Origin of the sequence: Pseudomonas sp. Q2-TVG4-2, assembly GCF_013620795.1 — a bacterium.
Classification (GTDB): Bacteria; Pseudomonadota; Gammaproteobacteria; order Pseudomonadales; family Pseudomonadaceae; genus Stutzerimonas.
This window is the reverse complement of sequence record NZ_LGLW01000009.1, coordinates 1-17,694: the sequence shown is the minus strand read 5'-3', so window position 1 is coordinate 17,694 and position 17,694 is coordinate 1. Positions and strand designations below refer to the sequence as shown.

The window sequence follows — 17,694 nt, the reverse complement described above, 5'->3', positions numbered from 1 at the left end:
CTTGGTCTTTTTTCCGTAGCGCCCCGATTGGAAGGTGAATCTTTCTGTTCGGCGGCGGGAAAACAAGAAAAGCGCGCGGGGCTGGTAGCGGTGGATATTCACCGGGCCTTTGCCGGCTTTCCGCGTGCTGGCGGTGGAAAAGGCTGCGCCGTTTCCACCCGACGCAGAGGAGTCGCGAGACGGCGCTTCCGACGCTGTTGCCGTCTCTTGCGTTTACGCCGTGGCGGTCTTCTGCTGCGGCAGCATGCGCACGATGGCGTTGAGCAGCATGCCGTAGAGCGGCACGAACAGCGCCAGGCTGATGGCCAGCTTGATCACGTAATCGACGCTGGCAATCTCCACCCAGTTCGCCGCCATGAACGGATCATCGCTGTGCCAGAAGGCGATAGAGAAGAACACAAAGGTGTCCAGCAGATTGCCGAACACGGTGGAGGCGCTGGGCGCAACCCACCAATGGCGCAAGCGGCGCAACCGATCGAACACCTGGATGTCGAGGATCTGACCGAAGACATAAGCGAGGAAGCTAGCGATGGCGATGCGGAACACGAATAGATTGAACTCGCCCAGCGCCGCGACGCCACTGAACGCGCCCTGGTGGAACAACACCGAGACCACATAGGAGGCCACCAGCGCCGGAAGCATGACCTGGGCGATTACCCGCCGCGCCGGGCCCTTGCCGAGCAGGCGCACGGTCAGGTCGGTAGCCAGGAAGATGAATGGGAAGCTGAATGCACCCCACGTGGTGTGCCAGCCGAACAGGGTGATCGGCAGCTGCACCAGGTAGTTGCTGGCGATGATAATGAGGATGTGAAAGGCGATCAGCCCAGCCAGGGTGGCCCGGCGGACCGACGAAGGGATCTGCAGCACGGCATGTCCTTTTTGAAAGTGATGGGGTGAGGGAACCCATTTGCCGACCGATATGGCCGAGGCGGCGCGCATTCTAGTGCCAATCCGGGCGAGGGTATAGCCGCGTCGGTCAGAACGCCTCGGTTCGCGAGGCTGGAAATAGCTCATCGTCAAGCGTTGCCGGAGCGCCACCTTCGTCGCGCTTGACGCTTTTCGTGACGATGTAGGTGTAGTAGCGCTCGATGCCCAGATCTTCCATCAACAGCGTATCGATGAAGCGCTGGTAGTGATCGATGTCGCGCGCACGGATCATCGCGATGTAGTCGACGCCGCCACCGGTGGCATAGCAGAAGGCAACCTCCGGCGCTTCGGCCAGCCGCTGTTCGAAGCGTCGCATATCCTGCGCGGTGTGCCGCGCCAGGCTGATTTCCACCAGCACCTGCTGGGTGCGGAACAGCGCGCCCCAGTCGATCAGCGCTCGATAGCCGTGCACCAGCCCGACGGCTTCGAGCTTGCGCACGCGCTCCCAGGCCGGGGTCACCGACAGGTTGATGGCCTCAGCCAGAGCCGACTTGGTGATCCGCCCGTCCTTGGACAGGATATGCAGGATCTTCAGGTCATAGCGATCGAGCTTGAGCATGATTCCCCCTACCAGCCGGAACGCCCCGGGGCGCAGATTGCCTTTCCGCGCATCGGGCGAGGGCACCTGAAGGGTAGACGACGCCCCGTCGCGCAATTAGCGTCACCGTACCACCTCGGCGATTACCGCCAGCGTATCGCCACTCTGCACCCGTCCTGGAAAGTGCCGGGCGCTGAGCAGGCCGCCGCGCCGTGCCCGGTAATCCACCGGCACCACGCCGGTGCGGCGGGCATCATGCACCCGCGCTACCAGCTCACCTTCTTGCACGGTCTCCCCCAGATCCTTGCACAGCTCGAGCAGACCGTCGCTCTCGCTGCACAGGTAGCAATCGCCATCCGGCATGTCCAGCATCACCGACTCGGCCGGCTCGGTTTCACCCTCAAGCAGATCGAAATGGATCAGCAGATTGCGCACGCCACGCTCGGCGATGGCCAGGCTCCTGGCGCTGATGGAGCCGCCGCCACCGAGTTCGGTGGTGACAAATACCTTGCCCTGCGCTTCTGCCGCGGTGTCGTACATGCCTAGCGCGTCCTGCTCCAGCATGCGCATGCAGAAGGGCGCCGCGAAGGCACGCATGCCCGCCTCGCAGCGTGCCTGCTGAGCCTTGTCGGCCAGCACATGGCAGGCCGCGAACGGCAGGAAGTCGAGCGTCTTTCCACCGGAATGGATATCCAGCACCAGGTCGGCCAGTGGCAGCAGGCTGCGCTGGAAGTAGTCGGCGATCTTCTGCGTCACCGTACCGTCGGGCCGACCGGGAAAGCTGCGGTTCAGGTTGCCGTGGTCAATCGGCGAGGTGCGGGTGCCGGCCCACACCGCCGGGGCGTTCATGAATGGGATGATGATCACCCGCCCATGCACACGCGCCGGGTCAAGGCCGCCGGCTAGCTTGCTCAGCGCCAGCGGGCCCTCGTATTCATCGCCGTGGTTGCCACCGGAGAACAGCGCAGTGGACCCCGCGCCATTCTTTACCACGGTGATCGGGATCATCACCGCGCCCCACGCCGAGTCGTCGCGGGAGTGGGGCAGGCGCAGATAGCCGTGCTGCACACCGTCGCGCTCGAAGTCGACAGTGGGGCTGATGGGGTTGCGCAGCGAGGTTTCAGTCATGGTTCAGTCCTTGACGTAAAGCTTGCGCGGCAAGTCGCAGAAGGTTTCCATCCCGCTCTCGGTGATCAGGATGCTCTCGGTGATTTCCAGCCCCCAGTCGTCCATCCACAGCCCAGGTATGAAGTGGAAGGTCATGCCCGGCTCCAGCACGCTATCGTCGCTGGGACGCAGGCTCATGGTCCGCTCGCCCCAGTCCGGCGGATAGCTGATGCCGATCGGGTAACCGCAGCGGCTGTCCTTCTGGATATCGAACTTATCCAGCACCTTGCAAAAGGCCCGGGCGATGTCGCCGGCGGTATTGCCTGGACGCGCTACGGCGAGGCCCGCCGAGATGCCTTCGACTACCGCCTGCTCGGCTTCGAGGAAGTGTGCTGGCGGCTTGCCCAGATAAATGGTGCGCGACAGCGGACAGTGGTAGCGCTTATAGCAACCGGCAATCTCGAAGAAGGTGCCCGCACCCAGCCGGAACGGGTTGTCGTTCCAGGTCAGGTGCGGCGCGCTGGCATCGGCGCCGGTCGGCAGCAACGGCACGACGGCCGGATAGTCGCCGCCATGGCCTTCGACCCCAAGGATCCCGGCGCGATAGATGTCCGCGACCAGCTCGTTCTTGCGCAGACCCGGTTCGATGCGCTCAAAGATCGCCTCGTGCATGCGCTGGACGATACGTGCAGCGATGCGCATGTATTCGATTTCCTGTGGCGATTTCACCGCGCGCTGCCAATTGACCAGCACGGTGGCGTCGAGGAAACGCGTGCGCGGCAGATGCAGCTGCAGCGAGCGGAAGGCCGCGGCGCTGAAGTAGTAGTTATCCATCTCCACACCGATCGCCAGACGGTCCCATCCGCGCGCAGCGATCACCTCGCTGGAAAGATAGTCCATTGGATGCCGTACGCTGGACTGCACGTAGTGATCCGGGTAGCCGACGATATCGTCGTCGCCCATGTAAACCGTGCGGCGCGCACCATTGGCGTCCTGACTACGGCCGAACCAGAGCGGATCACCCTCGAGCGTCAGCAATACGCACTGATGCACGTAGAACGACCAGCCGTCATAGCCGGTCAACCAAGCCATGTTCGACGGGTCGGTGACGACCAGCAGCTCGATGCCGCGGGCAGCCATGGCCTGTCGAACCTTGGCGATACGCAACGCATATTCCTCCCGGCTGAACGGGAGATTAACGACGATCTCGGACATCTTCTTTGCCCTCGTGGATGGACCGCTTTTGCTCTGCAGGGGCGAGCTGGCTCGCGAACTGGGGCGTGTGGCCCGAGCACGAGTAGGCTCGCGTCTGAAGATCAGGGGTTGAAGACGAAACCCCTGCCCGTCGCGCGGGCTCGGTCGAAGGCGAAGCTGGCGATGGCAGTGTCCTGCGCGCCGGTGCCGGTCAGGTCGCAGAGCGTGACCTGGTCGGCCGAGGTGCGGCCGGGGTGATGCCCGGCGATCACCTGGCCGAGTTCGGCGAAGGAAGATGAGTCGTCCACCGCGCCAGCTGCCAGTGCGTGGTGAAGCTCACCGAGAATCCGGGTCTGGCTGAGCCGGTCGGCAACATAGAGATCGCAGGCAGCCAGGGCGTCGGCGGCGATCTCGTTCTTGTGCTCGGCGTCCGAGCCCATGGCTGTGATGTGCAAGCCCGGCTGCAAATGATGCGCCTGGATCAAAGGCGTACGGCTGGGGGTGGTGGTAATGGCGATGTCGATGCCGTCCATGGCGGCGTCGAGGCTGTCCATGAGCCGAACGTCTACGCCCTGCAGCTCGCCGGCGAAGACGGTCGCCTTCGCCGGATCGCGGGCCCAGATGCGCACCTCGCGGATGTCGCGCACCAGCCGCAAGGCCGCCAACTGCAGACGCGCTTGCTCCCCGGCGCCGAAGATCGCGACGCGGCTGGCGTTCCCACGGCTCAGCCATTTGGCCGCCACCGCACCGGCAGCAGCCGTGCGCACCGCAGTAAGAAAGCCGTTGTCCAGCAGCAGGGCATCGAGCAATCCGGTGCGCGTCGAGAACAGCATCATCAGCCCGTTGAGGCTCGGCAAACCGAGTGCCGGGTTGTCGAAGAACCCCGGACTGACTTTGATGGCGAAGCGCGGCAAACCCGGCAGGTAGGCGGTCTTCACGTCGACCTCGCCGTTGTGCTCGGGGATATCCAGGCGCAGGATCGGCGGCATCGCCACCGCCTCGGTGGCGAGCAGGCGGAAAGCGTGTTCGACCGCGTCGAGGCTGGCCGGATCGAGGGCCAGGCAGGCGCGGAGATCGGTTTCGCTGAGCAGGATGGTCTCGGCCATGTTGATCTCCATCGGTGATGCACCGGACGCACCGGTAACGGGGTTGACTGGGTTGGGTTGTCTATTCGCTGGCGCCGTTGAGCACCCGCAGGTGCTGCGCGGTGTCGACGTTTCGGCCGCTGACCACCACGACCACCGGCCCGCGAGGCTCGATCATTCGCTCGAGCAGGGCGGCGATGCCCACCACGGCGGCGCCTTCGAGCACCAGCCGCTCCTCGTGGTAGGCATGACGAATGCCCGCCGCGATGGCCGGCTCGTCGAGCAGGTGGATCTGGTCGGCCAGCTCACGAACGAGGCCAAAGGTGTAGCGATTGTTCAGCCCGATGCCACCGCCAAGCGAATCGGCCAGGCTCGCACGCTCCTCTACTTCCACCGGGTGACCGACCTCCAGGCTCGCGTGCATCGCCGCACCGCGGCGCATGCTGATGCCGTGGACGCGGATCGCCGAGCGTTGGTGTTTGAGACCCAGCGCGACGCCGGCAAACAACCCGCCGCCGGACAGCGGCACCAGCACTTCAGCGACTTCGGGGCACTGTTCGAGGATTTCCAGACCGAGCGTGCCCTGGCCGGCGATGATATGCGGATGGTCGAAGGGCGGAATGAAGGCAGCACCCTGCTTTCGGGCGATGCGTCCTGCCTCGATCTGAGCGTCGTCCTGGCTGTGACCGACGATAACTACCTCGGCGCCGAGTTCACGGATCGCTTGCACCTTGTTCGGCGGCACCAGCTGCGACAGGCAGACGATCGCCCTGACCCCCTGCTGCGCCGCGGCAAAGGCGAGCGCCCGGCCATGATTGCCAGTGGACGCGGTCACCACACCGAGGCGTTTCTGCGCGTCCGACAGTTGCGCCACTGCATGACTGGCCCCGCGCAGCTTGAAGCTGCCGGTCGCCTGCTGCGACTCCAGCTTCAACCACACCGGCACGCCGACCAGCTGACTGAGCGACGCCGACCGCTCCAGGGGCGTTTCCCGAACGAGGCTGCGAATGGACCTGCGGGCCTCGAAAAGCTGGTCAAGAACAATCGGCTGCATGGCGAACATCCCGATGGTGAATGTTGCCGAGTGTAGGAGCGCCGAATTCCGCAGCTGAATGTACTAGGACGCTATTTTTTTCAAGCCCTATATTGTTCCGCGCCAATCGCCGCAGTGCCCCGTTTTCGGGACTTCCGGCAATCAGACAATGCCGCAGAAGTGTTCCGTTGAGCGCGTTTCAACGGGCACCGCGAAACTCATGGATTTCCGGGTACTGCTCGAACACTTCGCGAACGCTCGACAGCCCTTCGCGCAGCCGTACGTCGTCGCATTCGGCGCCAACGCAGAGACGCATCGCCCTGGGGCGGCGAGTGCCTGGCGGGAGAAAAGGGTCCGGCAGAGTCAAGGCGACTCCGCGCCGGCGCAGCTCGCGCTGCAGCGCATCCAGCTCCCAATGTTCCGGGACGTTCAACCAGGCGCTGAGCGATAGCGGATGACTGCCGCGTAAATAATCGCCCAGTTCATCGCTGACTGCCGCCTGGCGGACGGCAATCAATTCGCGCTGCAGGCGCACCAGTTCGTCCGCCTGGCCATGCTCGATCCAGCGTGTGGCGATTTCCCCGAGCAGCGGCGCGGCCATCCAGCTGTTCACACGCAGTATGCTCTCGGTACGCAGCGCCAGTCGCCGCGGCATCGCCAGGTACCCCAGGCGCAGACCGGTGAGCACCGACTTGGTCAGGCTGGTGCAATAGAACGACAGCTCCGGCAGGTAATGGCTGATCGGCAGCGCTTCGCGGCGATCCCCGAGCAGCGGTCCGTAGACATCATCCTCGATTACGTAAACACCATAGCGTCGAGCGATCTCGGCGATCTCGCGGCGGCGAGCCTCCGGCATCACGCTGCTGGTGGGGTTGTTAAGGTTCGGGGTGCAGACCAGTGCGGTGACCCGCTCGTTGCCACAGAGGTCCTCGAAATGCTCTGGGTCCAGGCCGTAGCGATCGGTCTCTACCCCTTGCAACGTGAAGCCGAGCACCTGGGCGGTGCCGATCACCCCATGGTCGGTACAGTTTTCACAGAGCACCAGATCATCCGGCCCAGCCAGGGAGGCGAGCGCAAGGAAAACTGCGTGCGAGGTCCCGTTGGTCAGCAGCAGATCCTGCAGCTCTACCGTCAGGCCGAGACCGGCGAGCCATTGCACCCCAACCTCGCGATGGTGCTCGAAGCCGGCGATCGGTCGGCAGGCGTGAATCCACGGTTGCTCATGCTCGGCGGCCAGCTCTTCGCAGGTCTGTCGCCAGAAGCGGTCATGGGTCTCGGTGCGGATGATGCGTGCCGTAGAGAAGTCCAGCAGCGAATTTTCACCCCGGTCGAGCATCGAGCTGGCGACGCGCTCGCTGATGCGCCGGCTGACGAAGCTGCCACGTCCGACTTCGCACCGCACCCAGCCCTGGCGCTCCAGCTCCTTGTAGGCATTGGTCACCGTTTGCACGCTGACATCGAGTTGGTCGGCCAACAACCGCTGCGGCGGCAGGCGCTGGCCATCCTGAAGTCTGCCTTTCTCGATGTCGGTCGCGACGGCGGTCACCAGCAGTTTGTATTTCGACGCACCACTGCCAGCGGCGAGCAGGGCCTGTTTCCAGTTGTGCATAACAATCACCTCAGTCGAGGCGACAGGATCAACTGAAGCGCAATGTCATGCAATTGTCCTAGTGCAATCCCCGCTGGAAAACAGCTTTTGTATCCTCGTTTGGCGAAACGCGGCGCACGTTTCTTTCTAGAAGCAGTCAAAAACCGCGCTGTGGCAGGGAATGCCCTGTCCTGATGCTCTCTCCTATAAACGCAGCCCGCCTGCGAACCATAACAGCACAGGAGTACTCACAATGAGTCGCGCACGTCCCCTTCACTTTGGCAAGCTCATGCTGGCCTGCACCGCTCTGGCCGGCCTTTCCGTAGGTAGTCTGGCCCACGCAGACACCCTCGATAACATCAAGGACAGCAGTAGCGTCCGCATCGGCTATGCCAACGAAACCCCCTTCGCCTATACCGCCACCGATGGCAGCGTCACGGGAGAATCGCCGGAGATCGTTGAAAAAATATTCCAGCGGATGGGCATCGAAACCATCAAACCCGTCCTTACCGAGTGGGGTTCGCTGATTCCCGGTCTGCGCGCCAGCCGTTTCGATCTGATCGCCGCCGGCATGTACATCACCCCAGAGCGCTGCCAGCAAGTGATCTTCACCGATCCGCACTACCAGTTGCAGGACACCCTACTGGTCAAGGCCGGCAACCCCAAGCAACTGAGCAGCTACGCAGATATCGCTAAGGATGAAAGCATCAAGCTGGCGATCATGTCCGGCACCGTCAACCTGAACTATGCCCGCAACGCCGGTATCAAGGACTCCCAAATCGTTCAGGTGCCTGACACCACCTCGCAACTGCAAGCCGTGCGTACCGGCCGGGCCGATGCCGCAGTCGGCACTCAACTGACCATGAGAGGCCTGGCCGAGAAGGCTGGCGATCAGGTCGAGGCGACCGACGACTTCAAGGACGACCCGGCCAACACCGGCTATGGCGCCCTGGCATTCCGTCCAGAAGACAAGGCACTGCGCGACGCCGTCAATGCGGAACTGAAGGAGTGGCTTGGCAGCGACGAGCATCTGAAGACGGTCGAACCTTTCGGCTTCGATCGTTCGAACATCACTGACAAGACTGCCGAGGAACTCTGCAGCGCCTGAATGGAACCGGCGCGGCCAGTCTGGTGCCGCGCCGGGCTCTAAGTGAATAACCTCTCGATAGATCCTCCGCCTCCGCCCGGCCACATCGCTGCATCGCGATGCGCCGGCCCACGGCTGGCTGCACCCTGTCTTCGGAAACGAGACGGTACCGCAGCAACCGGACCGCAGCCCTCACGCAGGCAATCGCGCCGGGCGGCCTGCGATCTCAGCTCCGCCCCCCTGGAGCCAACCGGAAATCGACCATGAACGAACTACTTCCCCTCTTGCTGCAAGGCGCCTGGGTGACCGTACAGATCACCTTTTGGGGCTCCATGCTGGCCATCGTTGCCGCGCTGATCGGCGCCTTGGGACGGCTCTCGCCGATTGCGCCGTTGCGATGGCTGGCGATTGTCTATATCGAGGTGTTCCGTGGCAGCTCGCTGCTGGTACAGCTGTTCTGGCTCTACTTCGTCCTGCCAATGCCGCCGTTCAACATCGCCATGAGCGCCTTCAACGTTGCAGTAATCGGCTTGGGCCTGAATATCGGTTCCTACGGTGCCGAGGTGCTGCGCGGCGCCATACGGTCGGTGCATGAAGGGCAGTACGAGGCGTGCCAGGCGTTGAACATGACCGCCTGGCAGCGCCTACGCCGGGTCATCTTGCCCCAGGCCCTGCTGGCGGCGATCCCGCCGGGCACCAACCTGTTGATCGAACTGCTGAAAAATACCTCACTGGTTTCGTTGATCACGCTGTCCGACCTGGCTTTCCGAGCGCGCCAGCTGGACCAGGCCACCCTGATGACCCTGGAGATCTTTGGCCTTGCGCTGGTGATCTATTTCGTTCTTGCACAGATCATCAACTTCTCTATGCGCACGCTTGAACGGCGCTTGGCTCGCGGGCGTATGCGGGGAGGCCTGTCATGAACTTCTTCGACTGGCAATTCGCCTGGGAGATACTGCCCAGACTGCTCGATGCCTCGCTGAAAACCATCGGTATCACCATCGCCGGCTTCTCTATCGCCATCGTCCTGGGCCTGTTTCTCGCCGTAGGACGACGCAGCCGCTTCCGCTGGCTGTCGTGGCCGATGACCGGACTGATCGAATTCATCCGCAGCACACCGTTGCTGATACAGGTGTATTTCCTGTTCTTCGTGCTACCCAACTACGGCTTGAATCTCTCGGCACTGCAAGCCGGCATCATCGGCATCGCGCTGCACTACGCCTGCTATACCGCGGAGGTCTATCGCGCCGGGCTCGATGCAGTGCCTCGCTCGCAGTGGGAGGCAGTCACGGCATTGAACATGAAGCCGCTGAACGCCTACCGCAAAGTGATCCTGCCGCAGGCGTTGCGACCGATATTGCCGGCGCTGGGCAATTATCTGATTTCGATGCTCAAGGACACGCCGGTGCTGTCGGCGATTACCGTGGTGGAGATCATGCAACGCGCCAAGAACATCGGCTCGGAGCACTTCCGCTATCTGGAACCGATCACCATGGTCGGCCTTTTTTTCCTTCTTCTCAGTCTCGGCCTCGCCTGGTTCGTGCGCCGTCTGGAAAACCGTATGGAGCTAGCCCGATGAGCGCACCGATGCCTGCCGGCGAAACCCCGAACGCAACCAGCACTGCCAACGAGCCGGAGCTCATGGTGCGGTTTTGCGACGTGACCAAACGATACGGTGATCTGACCGTACTCAACCATCTCGACCTCGACGTTCGAGCGGGCGAAAAGGTTGCCATCATCGGCCCCAGCGGCTCGGGTAAATCGACGCTGCTACGGGCACTGATGACCCTGGAAGAAATCGACGAAGGCGTGATCATGGTCGATGACGAACCGCTGACCCATATGCCCGATGCCAACGGCAAGCTGGTCCGGGCCAATTCACGGCATTTGCGCCGGGTTCGTGGAAAGGTCGGCATGGTGTTTCAGAGCTTCAACCTGTTCCCGCACATGAGCACCCGGCAAAATGTGATGGAAGCGCCTATGCAGGTGCTGGGGATGCCGAAGAGGGACGCGCGCGAACGCGCCGAGGAGCTGTTGGCGATGGTGGGATTGGAAGACAAGCTCGACCATTACCCATCGCAGCTCTCCGGCGGCCAACAGCAACGGGTCGCCATTGCCCGTGCCATGGCCATGCGACCCAAGGTGATGCTGTTCGACGAGGTAACCTCGGCGCTCGACCCGGAACTCTGTGGTGAAGTGCTCAACGTCATTCGTCGGCTGGGCGAGGAGCACAGCCTGACCATGCTGATGGTCACGCACCAGATGGGGTTCGCCCGTGAGTTCGCCGACCGCGTATGCTTCTTCAACGAGGGCCGTATCCATGAAATGGGTACGCCGGACGAACTGTTCGGCAATCCTCAGGAAACGCGCACACAGGAATTTCTCAGTGCGGTAACTCAGGCAAGCTAGACGCCTCGCTGCACCACGGCCGGCCTAGCTATGGTTTGCACCGGCCCTGGCGAACTCGCCGTCGAAGGGGAAGAGCAATGCTCCAATCGTTGGAAAACATGCTGGCCAAAGGCATAGACAACTCCATGCTGCGCTTCGGACTCGGCAAGGGCTATCTGGATGCGGGCGACGCACCTCAGGCTGCCACCCACCTGCAGCGCTGCGTCGAGCTTGATCCCAAGTATTCCGCAGCCTGGAAGCTGCTCGGCAAGGCACTGCAGGCCAGCGGCGACAACGAAGGAGCGCGCCAAGCCTGGGAGCAGGGTCTCGCCGCCGCGCAAGCGCACGGCGACAAGCAGGCGGAGAAGGAAATGACTGTGTTTCTGCGCAAGCTGAACAAACAGGCCGACGCCTAGCTGCGGTTGTAGTCACGCAGCGAACTGGCCTAGCTGCTCTGAACGAAGCGCAAGCCGATCCCCTCGGCATCGACGCGCATCACTTCCATCTGCAACACAGGTGCCGGCATCGGCAAATCCTGAACTTGGCCACTAACAATCGCCCCCAGCTGCAGTTCGGCCAGCTGCGGATGCTTGACGTAGACACCGCCATCGGACAGATCGCGTGTGTAAGCGAACACTTCGCCAAATGACTCATGGGTGATGCGTATACGGCACTTCATGGGTGCACGCGCGTGCTGCCGCTGGTTTGCCATCTGACGTTCCTGTTGTCTTCGTAATGTTGTCAGTACCAGCGGTCTTCGTCGGCCGGGCGCTTCTTGAAACGTTTCATGGTCCACATGTACTGGCTCGGCCAGGTGCGCACGTAACGCTCGATGACACCGCTCATGGCCGCGACCGCGACCTCGACGTCCTCGTCGTACATCGCCGGCGGTGCCGCTTCAAGGATCACCTTGTAGCCTGACCCGTCCTCCAGACGCAACGCGTGGAGGAATACCCCGACCGCCTTGCCGCCGGTGAGCATGCCGGGTACGAACTTGCTGGTCAGTGCCTGGGTACCGAGAAAAGGCACGAACACGCCGGCGCCTTCACTGGGCTCGGGGTCCGCCGGTATCCCCACGGCGCCGCCTTTACGGACTTCTTTGATGACGCTGATGATGCCTTCGCGGGTTGATGGCGCAACCTTGTTGCCCAGCTGTACACGCTGGCGCTGCAGCAGATCATCCACGGCCTTGAGCTTCGGCGGGCGATAGAAAATGATCGGCTTGCACTGTGCGCAATAAAAATGATTGAGCACTTCCCAGTTACCGAGATGACTGGTGATGCCGACGACCCCCTTGCCGGAGGCCAAAGCCTGTTCCAGCACATCAAGCCCTTCGATCTGCTTAACCAAACGCAAGGTCTTATCTGCGGGCCAGATCCAGGCGCAGGCGCTCTCGGTGAAGGTCTTACCGATCTGTTGCAGGCTTTGCCTCAGAAGCTGTTCCCGCTCGGCATCGTCAAGCGCGGGAAAGCACTTGGCCAGATTGGTCCGGGCGACCTCGCGCGAACGGTTGGGCATTTTCCACATCAACCAGCCAATGAAGCTGCCCATTCCCTGCACCGCGCGCCAGGGCAACAGAGCGAACAGGCGCAAGAAGCCAACCACCAGCGCACCTTTGAACTTGTCCAAGGATCTCTCCCGAAAAAATCAAAGGCGCTAGTGTAACTGCTTCGTGCGCTCGGCTACTTGTGAAGCGTTCTCGGCGCTAGGCGATGCTGCGACGGCGAGCGATGCGTAGCGATCGCAATCGATGGTGTGGTCCATCACCATTCCGCAGGCCTGCATATAGGCGTAGCAGATGGTCGGGCCGACAAAGCTGAAGCCGGCTTTCTTCAATGCGCGGCTCATGGCCTCGGCTTCGGGGGTCACCGCAGGTACTTCTCTGCTCGATTCGAAATGGTTGACTTTCGGCTGGCCATCGACGAATGACCACAGCCAGCCAACCGGGTCTTCCAGCTCGAGCCACAGCTGGGCGTTGCGCCGCGCCGCTTCGAGTTTTCGCCGGTTGCGGATGATGCCCGCATCAAGCATGCGCTCATCGATTTCGGCGTCGCTCATTTGCGCCAGACGCGTTGGGTCGAAACCGAACAGGACCTGCCGATAACGCTCTCGCTTGCGCAGCACAGTGATCCACGACAGCCCGGCCTGAAAAGCCTCGAGAATCAGGAATTCGAAGAGGACCTGCGGATCGCGAGTAGGTACGCCCCATTCGCTGTCGTGGTACTCGATGTACAGCGGATCATTACTGCACCAGGCACAACGCGGCATTTCCCAGTCCTTAATGGAGGCGACGAGCCAGATCGTGGTGACCGCGGCGCCTTACCCGAAGCCACGCACCACCACGGGTTGCGGCCTTTATCGGGTATACTCCGAGGCTTTCTGTCGAAGCCAGCACAGGTGAAATTTTGACCCAGCCTACGCCTACCGTGCGCACCTTCCAAGACCTGATCCTCGCCCTGCAAAGCTATTGGGCGGAGCAGGGTTGTGTCGTTCTGCAACCCTATGACATGGAAGTGGGCGCCGGTACATTCCACACTGCCACGTTTCTGCGATCCATCGGTCCGGAAACGTGGAACGCCGCCTACGTGCAGCCCTCGCGTCGTCCGGCCGATGGCCGTTATGGCGAGAACCCCAACCGCCTGCAGCACTATTACCAGTTCCAGGTTGTACTCAAACCCAACCCGGACAACTTCCAAGACCTTTACCTCGAGTCGCTGCGCCGTATCGGCGTGGATACCTCAGTCCATGACGTCCGTTTCGTCGAAGACAACTGGGAGTCGCCGACGCTGGGCGCCTGGGGGCTCGGCTGGGAAGTGTGGTTGAACGGCATGGAAGTCACGCAGTTCACCTACTTCCAGCAGGTCGGTGGCATCGAGTGTTATCCGGTCACCGGCGAGATCACCTATGGCCTGGAACGTCTGGCGATGTACTTGCAGGGCGTCGACTCGGTCTACGACTTGATCTGGACGGATGGCCCGTTCGGCACCGTTACCTATGGCGACGTGTTCCATCAGAACGAGGTGGAGCAGTCCACCTACAACTTCGAACACGCCAACGTCGACAAGCTGTTCGAACTCTTCGATTTCTACGAATCCGAAGCCAACCGGCTAATCGAGCTGGAGCTGCCATTGCCCACCTATGAAATGGTGCTAAAGGCATCGCATACCTTCAACCTGCTGGATGCCCGCCGGGCCATCTCGGTAACGGCGCGTCAGCAGTACATCCTGCGCGTGCGGGCGCTGGCTCGTGCGGTGGCGCAGAGCTACCTGCAGGCACGTGCCAAGCTCGGCTTCCCCATGGCAACCCCTGACCTGCGTGACGAAGTACTGGCCAAGCTGGAGGCTGCAGAATGAGTGCACTGGATTTCCTGGTCGAGCTCGGCACCGAAGAGCTGCCGCCCAAGGCCCTGGGCAAGCTGTCCGACGCATTCCGTTCGGGTATCGAAAAAGGTTTGAAAGAAGCGGGCCTTAGCCACGGACGGGTGCAGGCATTTGCCGCACCGCGGCGTCTCGCGGTGCTAATCGAGCAGCTCGACAGCGAGCAGCCCGATCGCAGCATCAACCTCGACGGGCCGCCGCTGCAGGCCGCCTTCGATGCCGAAGGCGAACCGACCCAAGCCGCGCTGGGCTTTGCCCGCAAGTGTGGTGTGGACCTCGCCGAGATCGACCGTAGCGGCCCGAAACTCCGGTACAGCCGTTCGATCCCCGGCCAGCCGACCGCCGAATTGTTGCCCGGCATCGTCGAAACCTCCCTGAATGAATTGCCGATTCCCAAGCGCATGCGCTGGGCGGCGCGCAAGGAAGAGTTCGTCCGGCCGACCCAATGGCTCGTGATGCTGCTAGGCGACCAGGTCGTCGACTGCACCATTCTTACCCAGCGCGCCGGACGCGAATCCCGCGGCCATCGTTTTCACAGCCCGGGCCCGGTACGCATTTCCAAGCCGACGGGCTATCTGGAAGATCTGCGTGGCGCCCGCGTGATCGCCGATTTCGCCGAGCGCCGTGAGCTGATCGCCAAGCGTGTCGATCAGCTGGCCGGCGAACAGAATGGCAGTGCCATCGTGCCGCCTTCTTTGCTCGACGAAGTCACCGCGCTGGTTGAATGGCCGGTGCCACTGGTGTGTTCCTTCGAGGAACGCTTCCTTGAAGTGCCGCAGGAAGCGCTGATTACCACCATGCAGGACAACCAGAAGTACTTCTGCCTGCTGGATGCCAATGGCACGCTGCTTCCGCGATTCATCACCGTGGCCAACATTGAGTCCAAGGATCCAGCGCAGATCGTTGCGGGTAACGAGAAGGTGGTGCGCCCGCGTCTTACCGACGCCGAGTTCTTCTTCAAACAGGACAAGAAGCAGAAGCTGGACAGCTTTAACGAGCGACTGAAGAACGTGATCTTCCAGGCGCAACTGGGAACTGTGTACGACAAGGCAGTGCGGGTCTCCAGGCTCGCAGCCTTTATCGCTGAGCGCACCGAAGGCAACCCGCAGTGGGCAGCCCGCGCCGGTTTACTCTGCAAGTGCGACCTGGCCACCGAGATGGTCGGCGAGTTCCCAGAGATGCAAGGCATCGCCGGCTATTACTACGCCTTGAACGATGGCGAGCCCAACGACGTTGCCCTCGCACTGAACGAGCAGTACATGCCGCGTGGCGCGGGCGCCGAGCTGCCCAGCACCCACACCGGTGCCGTACTGGCGGTGGCCGACAAGCTGGACACCCTGGTCGGCATCTTCGGCATCGGCATGCTTCCGACTGGCAGCAAGGACCCCTATGCGCTTCGCCGCGCGGCGCTGGGAATCCTGCGCATCCTCATCGAAAAGCAGCTGGATCTCGATCTGGTAGAAGCCGTGCGCTTCTCGGTCGGCCAGTTCGGCAATCAGGTCAAGGTGGCAGGGCTGGCTGATCAGGTGCTGGATTTCATCTTCGATCGCCTACGGGCTCGCTACGAGGACGAGGGCGTCGAAGTTGCCTCCTACCTGTCAGTACGTGCCGTGCAGCCGGGTTCGGCGCTGGATTTCGACCAGCGCGTACAGGCCGTCCAGGCGTTCCGCAATCTGCCTGAAGCTGAGGCCCTGGCGGCGGCTAATAAGCGAGTCTCGAATCTGCTGAGCAAGTTCGAGGCGAAGCTGCCGGAAACCGTTGAGCCCCGTTACTTCGATAATGCCACCGAGTTCTCTCTGTATTCGGCATTGCAACAGGCCGAACAGGCCGTGCAGCCGCTGGCTGCGGATCGCCAGTACCGTGAGGCGCTCGCACGCCTAGCGCACTTGCGCGGCCCGGTGGATGCCTTCTTCGAGGCGGTACTGGTGAATGCCGAAGACGCTTCGGTACGCGCCAACCGCTACGCCTTGCTTGCCCGGTTGAGAGGATTGTTCCTTGGCGTCGCCGATATTTCCGCACTTGGCTAAGCCAGTGAAACTGATAGTGCTCGACCGCGACGGCGTCATCAACGAAGACTCCGACGCCTATGTGAAGACCCTGGATGAATGGATTCCTATTCCGGGCTCGATACAGGCCATCGCACGGCTAAGCAAGGCGGGCTGGACGGTGGCGGTCGCCACCAACCAGTCCGGACTGGCGCGCGGCATGTTCGACGCGACCACCCTCAGCAACATGCATTTCAAGATGCAGCAGCTGGTGATGGAACAGGGTGGCCGCATCGATCTGATCGTGCATTGCCCTCACGGCCCCGAAGATGGCTGCGACTGCCGCAAGCCGCTGCCCGGGCTGTTTCAGAAAATCGCCGAGCACTTCCATCTGGAAGATCTCAAGGGTGTGCCGGTAGTCGGCGATAGCCATCGTGATCTGCATGCCGGGATGCGGCTTGGGGGTTTGCCTTATCTGGTTCGTACAGGGAAAGGCATGAAAACCCTGGAAGGGACGCTGCCCCCGGGAACGCAGGTCTTCGATAATCTGGCGACAGTGGTCGATCAGCTGCTGGGGGCCAAAGGATGAACGTATTGCTGCCGGTACGCATCGCATTGTTCTACCTGCTTCTGGCGTTCACCGCATTTGCTTGGTGCCTGGTCAGCTTGGTCTTTGCACCCTTCATGTCGTTTCGCAAACGTTATCGGTTCGTGGTCCAGACCTGGTGTCGCAGTGCGGTGTGGCTGGCGAAAACCATTGTCGGCCTTCGCTATGAGATCAGTGGTCAGGAGAACATTCCGGAAAAGCCCTGCGTCATTCTGTCCAAGCATCAGAGCACCTGGGAGACCTTCTTTCTCTCGGCGTACTTCGAACCGCTGAGCCAGGTACTCAAGCGCGAACTGCTCCATGTGCCGTTCTTCGGCTGGGCAATCATGCTGCTCAAGCCGATTGCCATCGATCGCAACAACCCCAAGGCGGCATTACGTCAGGTCGCCAAGCAGGGCCAAGAGCGGCTGGAACAGGGTGCCTGGGTGTTGATCTTTCCCGAGGGTACACGCGTACCGGTCGGGCAGACCGGTAAATTTTCCCGCAGCGGCGCGGCGTTGGCGGTGAATGCCAATCTTCCCGTTCTGCCGATTGCGCACAATGCTGGAATGTTCTGGCCGAAGTCGGGCTGGGGCAAGCGGCCCGGAACCATTCGGGTGGTTATCGGGCCGGCCATGCGCGCCGCAAGCGAAGGACCGCGGGCGGTCGCCGAGCTCAATCAGCGCGCCGAAGACTGGGTCAACCTGCAGGTCAGCCAGCTCGAGGCCAAGGCCTGACCGAAGAAAACACAGGTAGGCGAAAACGAAGAAGGGGGAGCAGACCGAAATCTGCTCCCCCT

At 62.1% G+C, this 17,694-nt stretch carries 19 protein-coding genes; 9 read left to right on the top strand and 10 right to left on the bottom strand.

Features of this window, described 5'->3' with window-relative positions; genetic code table 11:
• Window positions 1-213: 213 nt before the first annotated feature.
• From H3028_RS18125 to H3028_RS18095, 7 genes are all read right to left on the bottom strand, one after another.
• Window positions 214-867, bottom strand: coding sequence for a 7-cyano-7-deazaguanine/7-aminomethyl-7-deazaguanine transporter (locus H3028_RS18125; RefSeq protein ID WP_181298623.1), 654 nt, complete (start codon window positions 865-867; stop codon window positions 214-216).
• Window positions 868-976: 109 nt separating this feature from the next.
• Window positions 977-1,486: an Lrp/AsnC family transcriptional regulator gene (locus tag H3028_RS18120; protein ID WP_181298622.1), complete on the bottom strand. Its 510-nt coding sequence runs from the start codon at window positions 1,484-1,486 to the stop codon at window positions 977-979.
• Between the two features lie 102 nt (window positions 1,487-1,588).
• On the bottom strand, window positions 1,589-2,593 hold the full coding sequence (gene doeB / locus H3028_RS18115) for a N(2)-acetyl-L-2,4-diaminobutanoate deacetylase DoeB (RefSeq protein WP_181298621.1): 1,005 nt from the start codon (window positions 2,591-2,593) through the stop codon (window positions 1,589-1,591).
• Between the two features lie 3 nt (window positions 2,594-2,596).
• On the bottom strand, window positions 2,597-3,787 hold the full coding sequence (doeA, locus tag H3028_RS18110) for an ectoine hydrolase DoeA (RefSeq protein ID WP_181298620.1): 1,191 nt from the start codon (window positions 3,785-3,787) through the stop codon (window positions 2,597-2,599).
• 101 nt (window positions 3,788-3,888) lie between these two features.
• On the bottom strand, window positions 3,889-4,872 hold the full coding sequence (gene eutC, locus H3028_RS18105) for an ectoine utilization protein EutC (protein ID WP_181298619.1): 984 nt from the start codon (window positions 4,870-4,872) through the stop codon (window positions 3,889-3,891).
• A gap of 61 nt (window positions 4,873-4,933) precedes the next feature.
• Entirely contained in the window at window positions 4,934-5,905 is a 972-nt protein-coding gene (eutB, locus tag H3028_RS18100) for a hydroxyectoine utilization dehydratase EutB (protein WP_181298618.1), read from the bottom strand.
• Window positions 5,906-6,083: 178 nt separating this feature from the next.
• Window positions 6,084-7,493: a PLP-dependent aminotransferase family protein gene (locus tag H3028_RS18095; RefSeq protein WP_181298617.1), complete on the bottom strand. Its 1,410-nt coding sequence runs from the start codon at window positions 7,491-7,493 to the stop codon at window positions 6,084-6,086.
• Window positions 7,494-7,725: 232 nt separating this feature from the next.
• On the opposite strand from H3028_RS18095, the gene ehuB reads away from it, so the two are divergent.
• The 5 genes from ehuB (at window position 7,726) to H3028_RS18070 (ending at window position 11,363) form a co-directional block, all read left to right on the top strand.
• Complete coding sequence (gene ehuB / locus H3028_RS18090; RefSeq protein ID WP_181298616.1) at window positions 7,726-8,580, top strand: ectoine/hydroxyectoine ABC transporter substrate-binding protein EhuB; 855 nt, start codon at window positions 7,726-7,728, stop codon at window positions 8,578-8,580.
• A gap of 242 nt (window positions 8,581-8,822) precedes the next feature.
• Complete coding sequence (gene ehuC / locus H3028_RS18085) at window positions 8,823-9,482, top strand: ectoine/hydroxyectoine ABC transporter permease subunit EhuC (protein WP_181298615.1); 660 nt, start codon at window positions 8,823-8,825, stop codon at window positions 9,480-9,482.
• Window positions 9,479-10,138 (top strand): ectoine/hydroxyectoine ABC transporter permease subunit EhuD, encoded by a 660-nt coding sequence (ehuD, locus tag H3028_RS18080; protein WP_168426014.1) that lies wholly within the window; start codon window positions 9,479-9,481, stop codon window positions 10,136-10,138. Before ehuC ends, ehuD begins: the two co-directional genes overlap by 4 nt.
• A gap of 8 nt (window positions 10,139-10,146) precedes the next feature.
• Window positions 10,147-10,968 (top strand): ectoine/hydroxyectoine ABC transporter ATP-binding protein EhuA, encoded by an 822-nt coding sequence (ehuA, locus tag H3028_RS18075; RefSeq protein WP_375154433.1) that lies wholly within the window; start codon window positions 10,147-10,149, stop codon window positions 10,966-10,968.
• 77 nt (window positions 10,969-11,045) lie between these two features.
• The gene (locus H3028_RS18070) at window positions 11,046-11,363 is read left to right on the top strand and encodes a tetratricopeptide repeat protein (RefSeq protein WP_181298614.1); all 318 of its coding nucleotides are present in this window, start codon (window positions 11,046-11,048) and stop codon (window positions 11,361-11,363) included.
• Window positions 11,364-11,392: 29 nt separating this feature from the next.
• Here H3028_RS18070 and H3028_RS18065 read toward each other — a convergent pair whose 3' ends face one another.
• From H3028_RS18065 to H3028_RS18055, 3 genes are read right to left on the bottom strand one after another with little or no spacing between them, the layout of a single operon-like run.
• Window positions 11,393-11,659: a PilZ domain-containing protein gene (locus H3028_RS18065; protein ID WP_181298613.1), complete on the bottom strand. Its 267-nt coding sequence runs from the start codon at window positions 11,657-11,659 to the stop codon at window positions 11,393-11,395.
• 29 nt (window positions 11,660-11,688) lie between these two features.
• The gene (locus H3028_RS18060; RefSeq protein ID WP_181298612.1) at window positions 11,689-12,576 is read right to left on the bottom strand and encodes a lysophospholipid acyltransferase; all 888 of its coding nucleotides are present in this window, start codon (window positions 12,574-12,576) and stop codon (window positions 11,689-11,691) included.
• Window positions 12,577-12,603: 27 nt separating this feature from the next.
• Window positions 12,604-13,215, bottom strand: coding sequence for a DNA-3-methyladenine glycosylase I (locus H3028_RS18055; RefSeq protein ID WP_181298611.1), 612 nt, complete (start codon window positions 13,213-13,215; stop codon window positions 12,604-12,606).
• A gap of 137 nt (window positions 13,216-13,352) precedes the next feature.
• On the opposite strand from H3028_RS18055, the gene glyQ reads away from it, so the two are divergent.
• From glyQ to H3028_RS18035, 4 genes are read left to right on the top strand one after another with little or no spacing between them, the layout of a single operon-like run.
• Window positions 13,353-14,300: a glycine--tRNA ligase subunit alpha gene (glyQ, locus tag H3028_RS18050; RefSeq protein ID WP_181298610.1), complete on the top strand. Its 948-nt coding sequence runs from the start codon at window positions 13,353-13,355 to the stop codon at window positions 14,298-14,300.
• Window positions 14,297-16,351 carry a glycine--tRNA ligase subunit beta gene (gene glyS / locus H3028_RS18045; protein WP_181298609.1) on the top strand — a complete coding sequence of 685 codons (2,055 nt, stop codon included), beginning with the start codon at window positions 14,297-14,299 and terminating at the stop codon, window positions 16,349-16,351. Before glyQ ends, glyS begins: the two co-directional genes overlap by 4 nt.
• A 4-nt stretch (window positions 16,352-16,355) precedes the next feature.
• The gene (gene gmhB, locus H3028_RS18040) at window positions 16,356-16,898 is read left to right on the top strand and encodes a D-glycero-beta-D-manno-heptose 1,7-bisphosphate 7-phosphatase (protein WP_181298608.1); all 543 of its coding nucleotides are present in this window, start codon (window positions 16,356-16,358) and stop codon (window positions 16,896-16,898) included.
• The gene (locus H3028_RS18035; RefSeq protein WP_181298607.1) at window positions 16,895-17,632 is read left to right on the top strand and encodes a 1-acyl-sn-glycerol-3-phosphate acyltransferase; all 738 of its coding nucleotides are present in this window, start codon (window positions 16,895-16,897) and stop codon (window positions 17,630-17,632) included. The genes gmhB and H3028_RS18035 overlap by 4 nt, the downstream gene beginning before the upstream one ends.
• The last annotated feature ends 62 nt before the right edge of the window (window positions 17,633-17,694 follow it).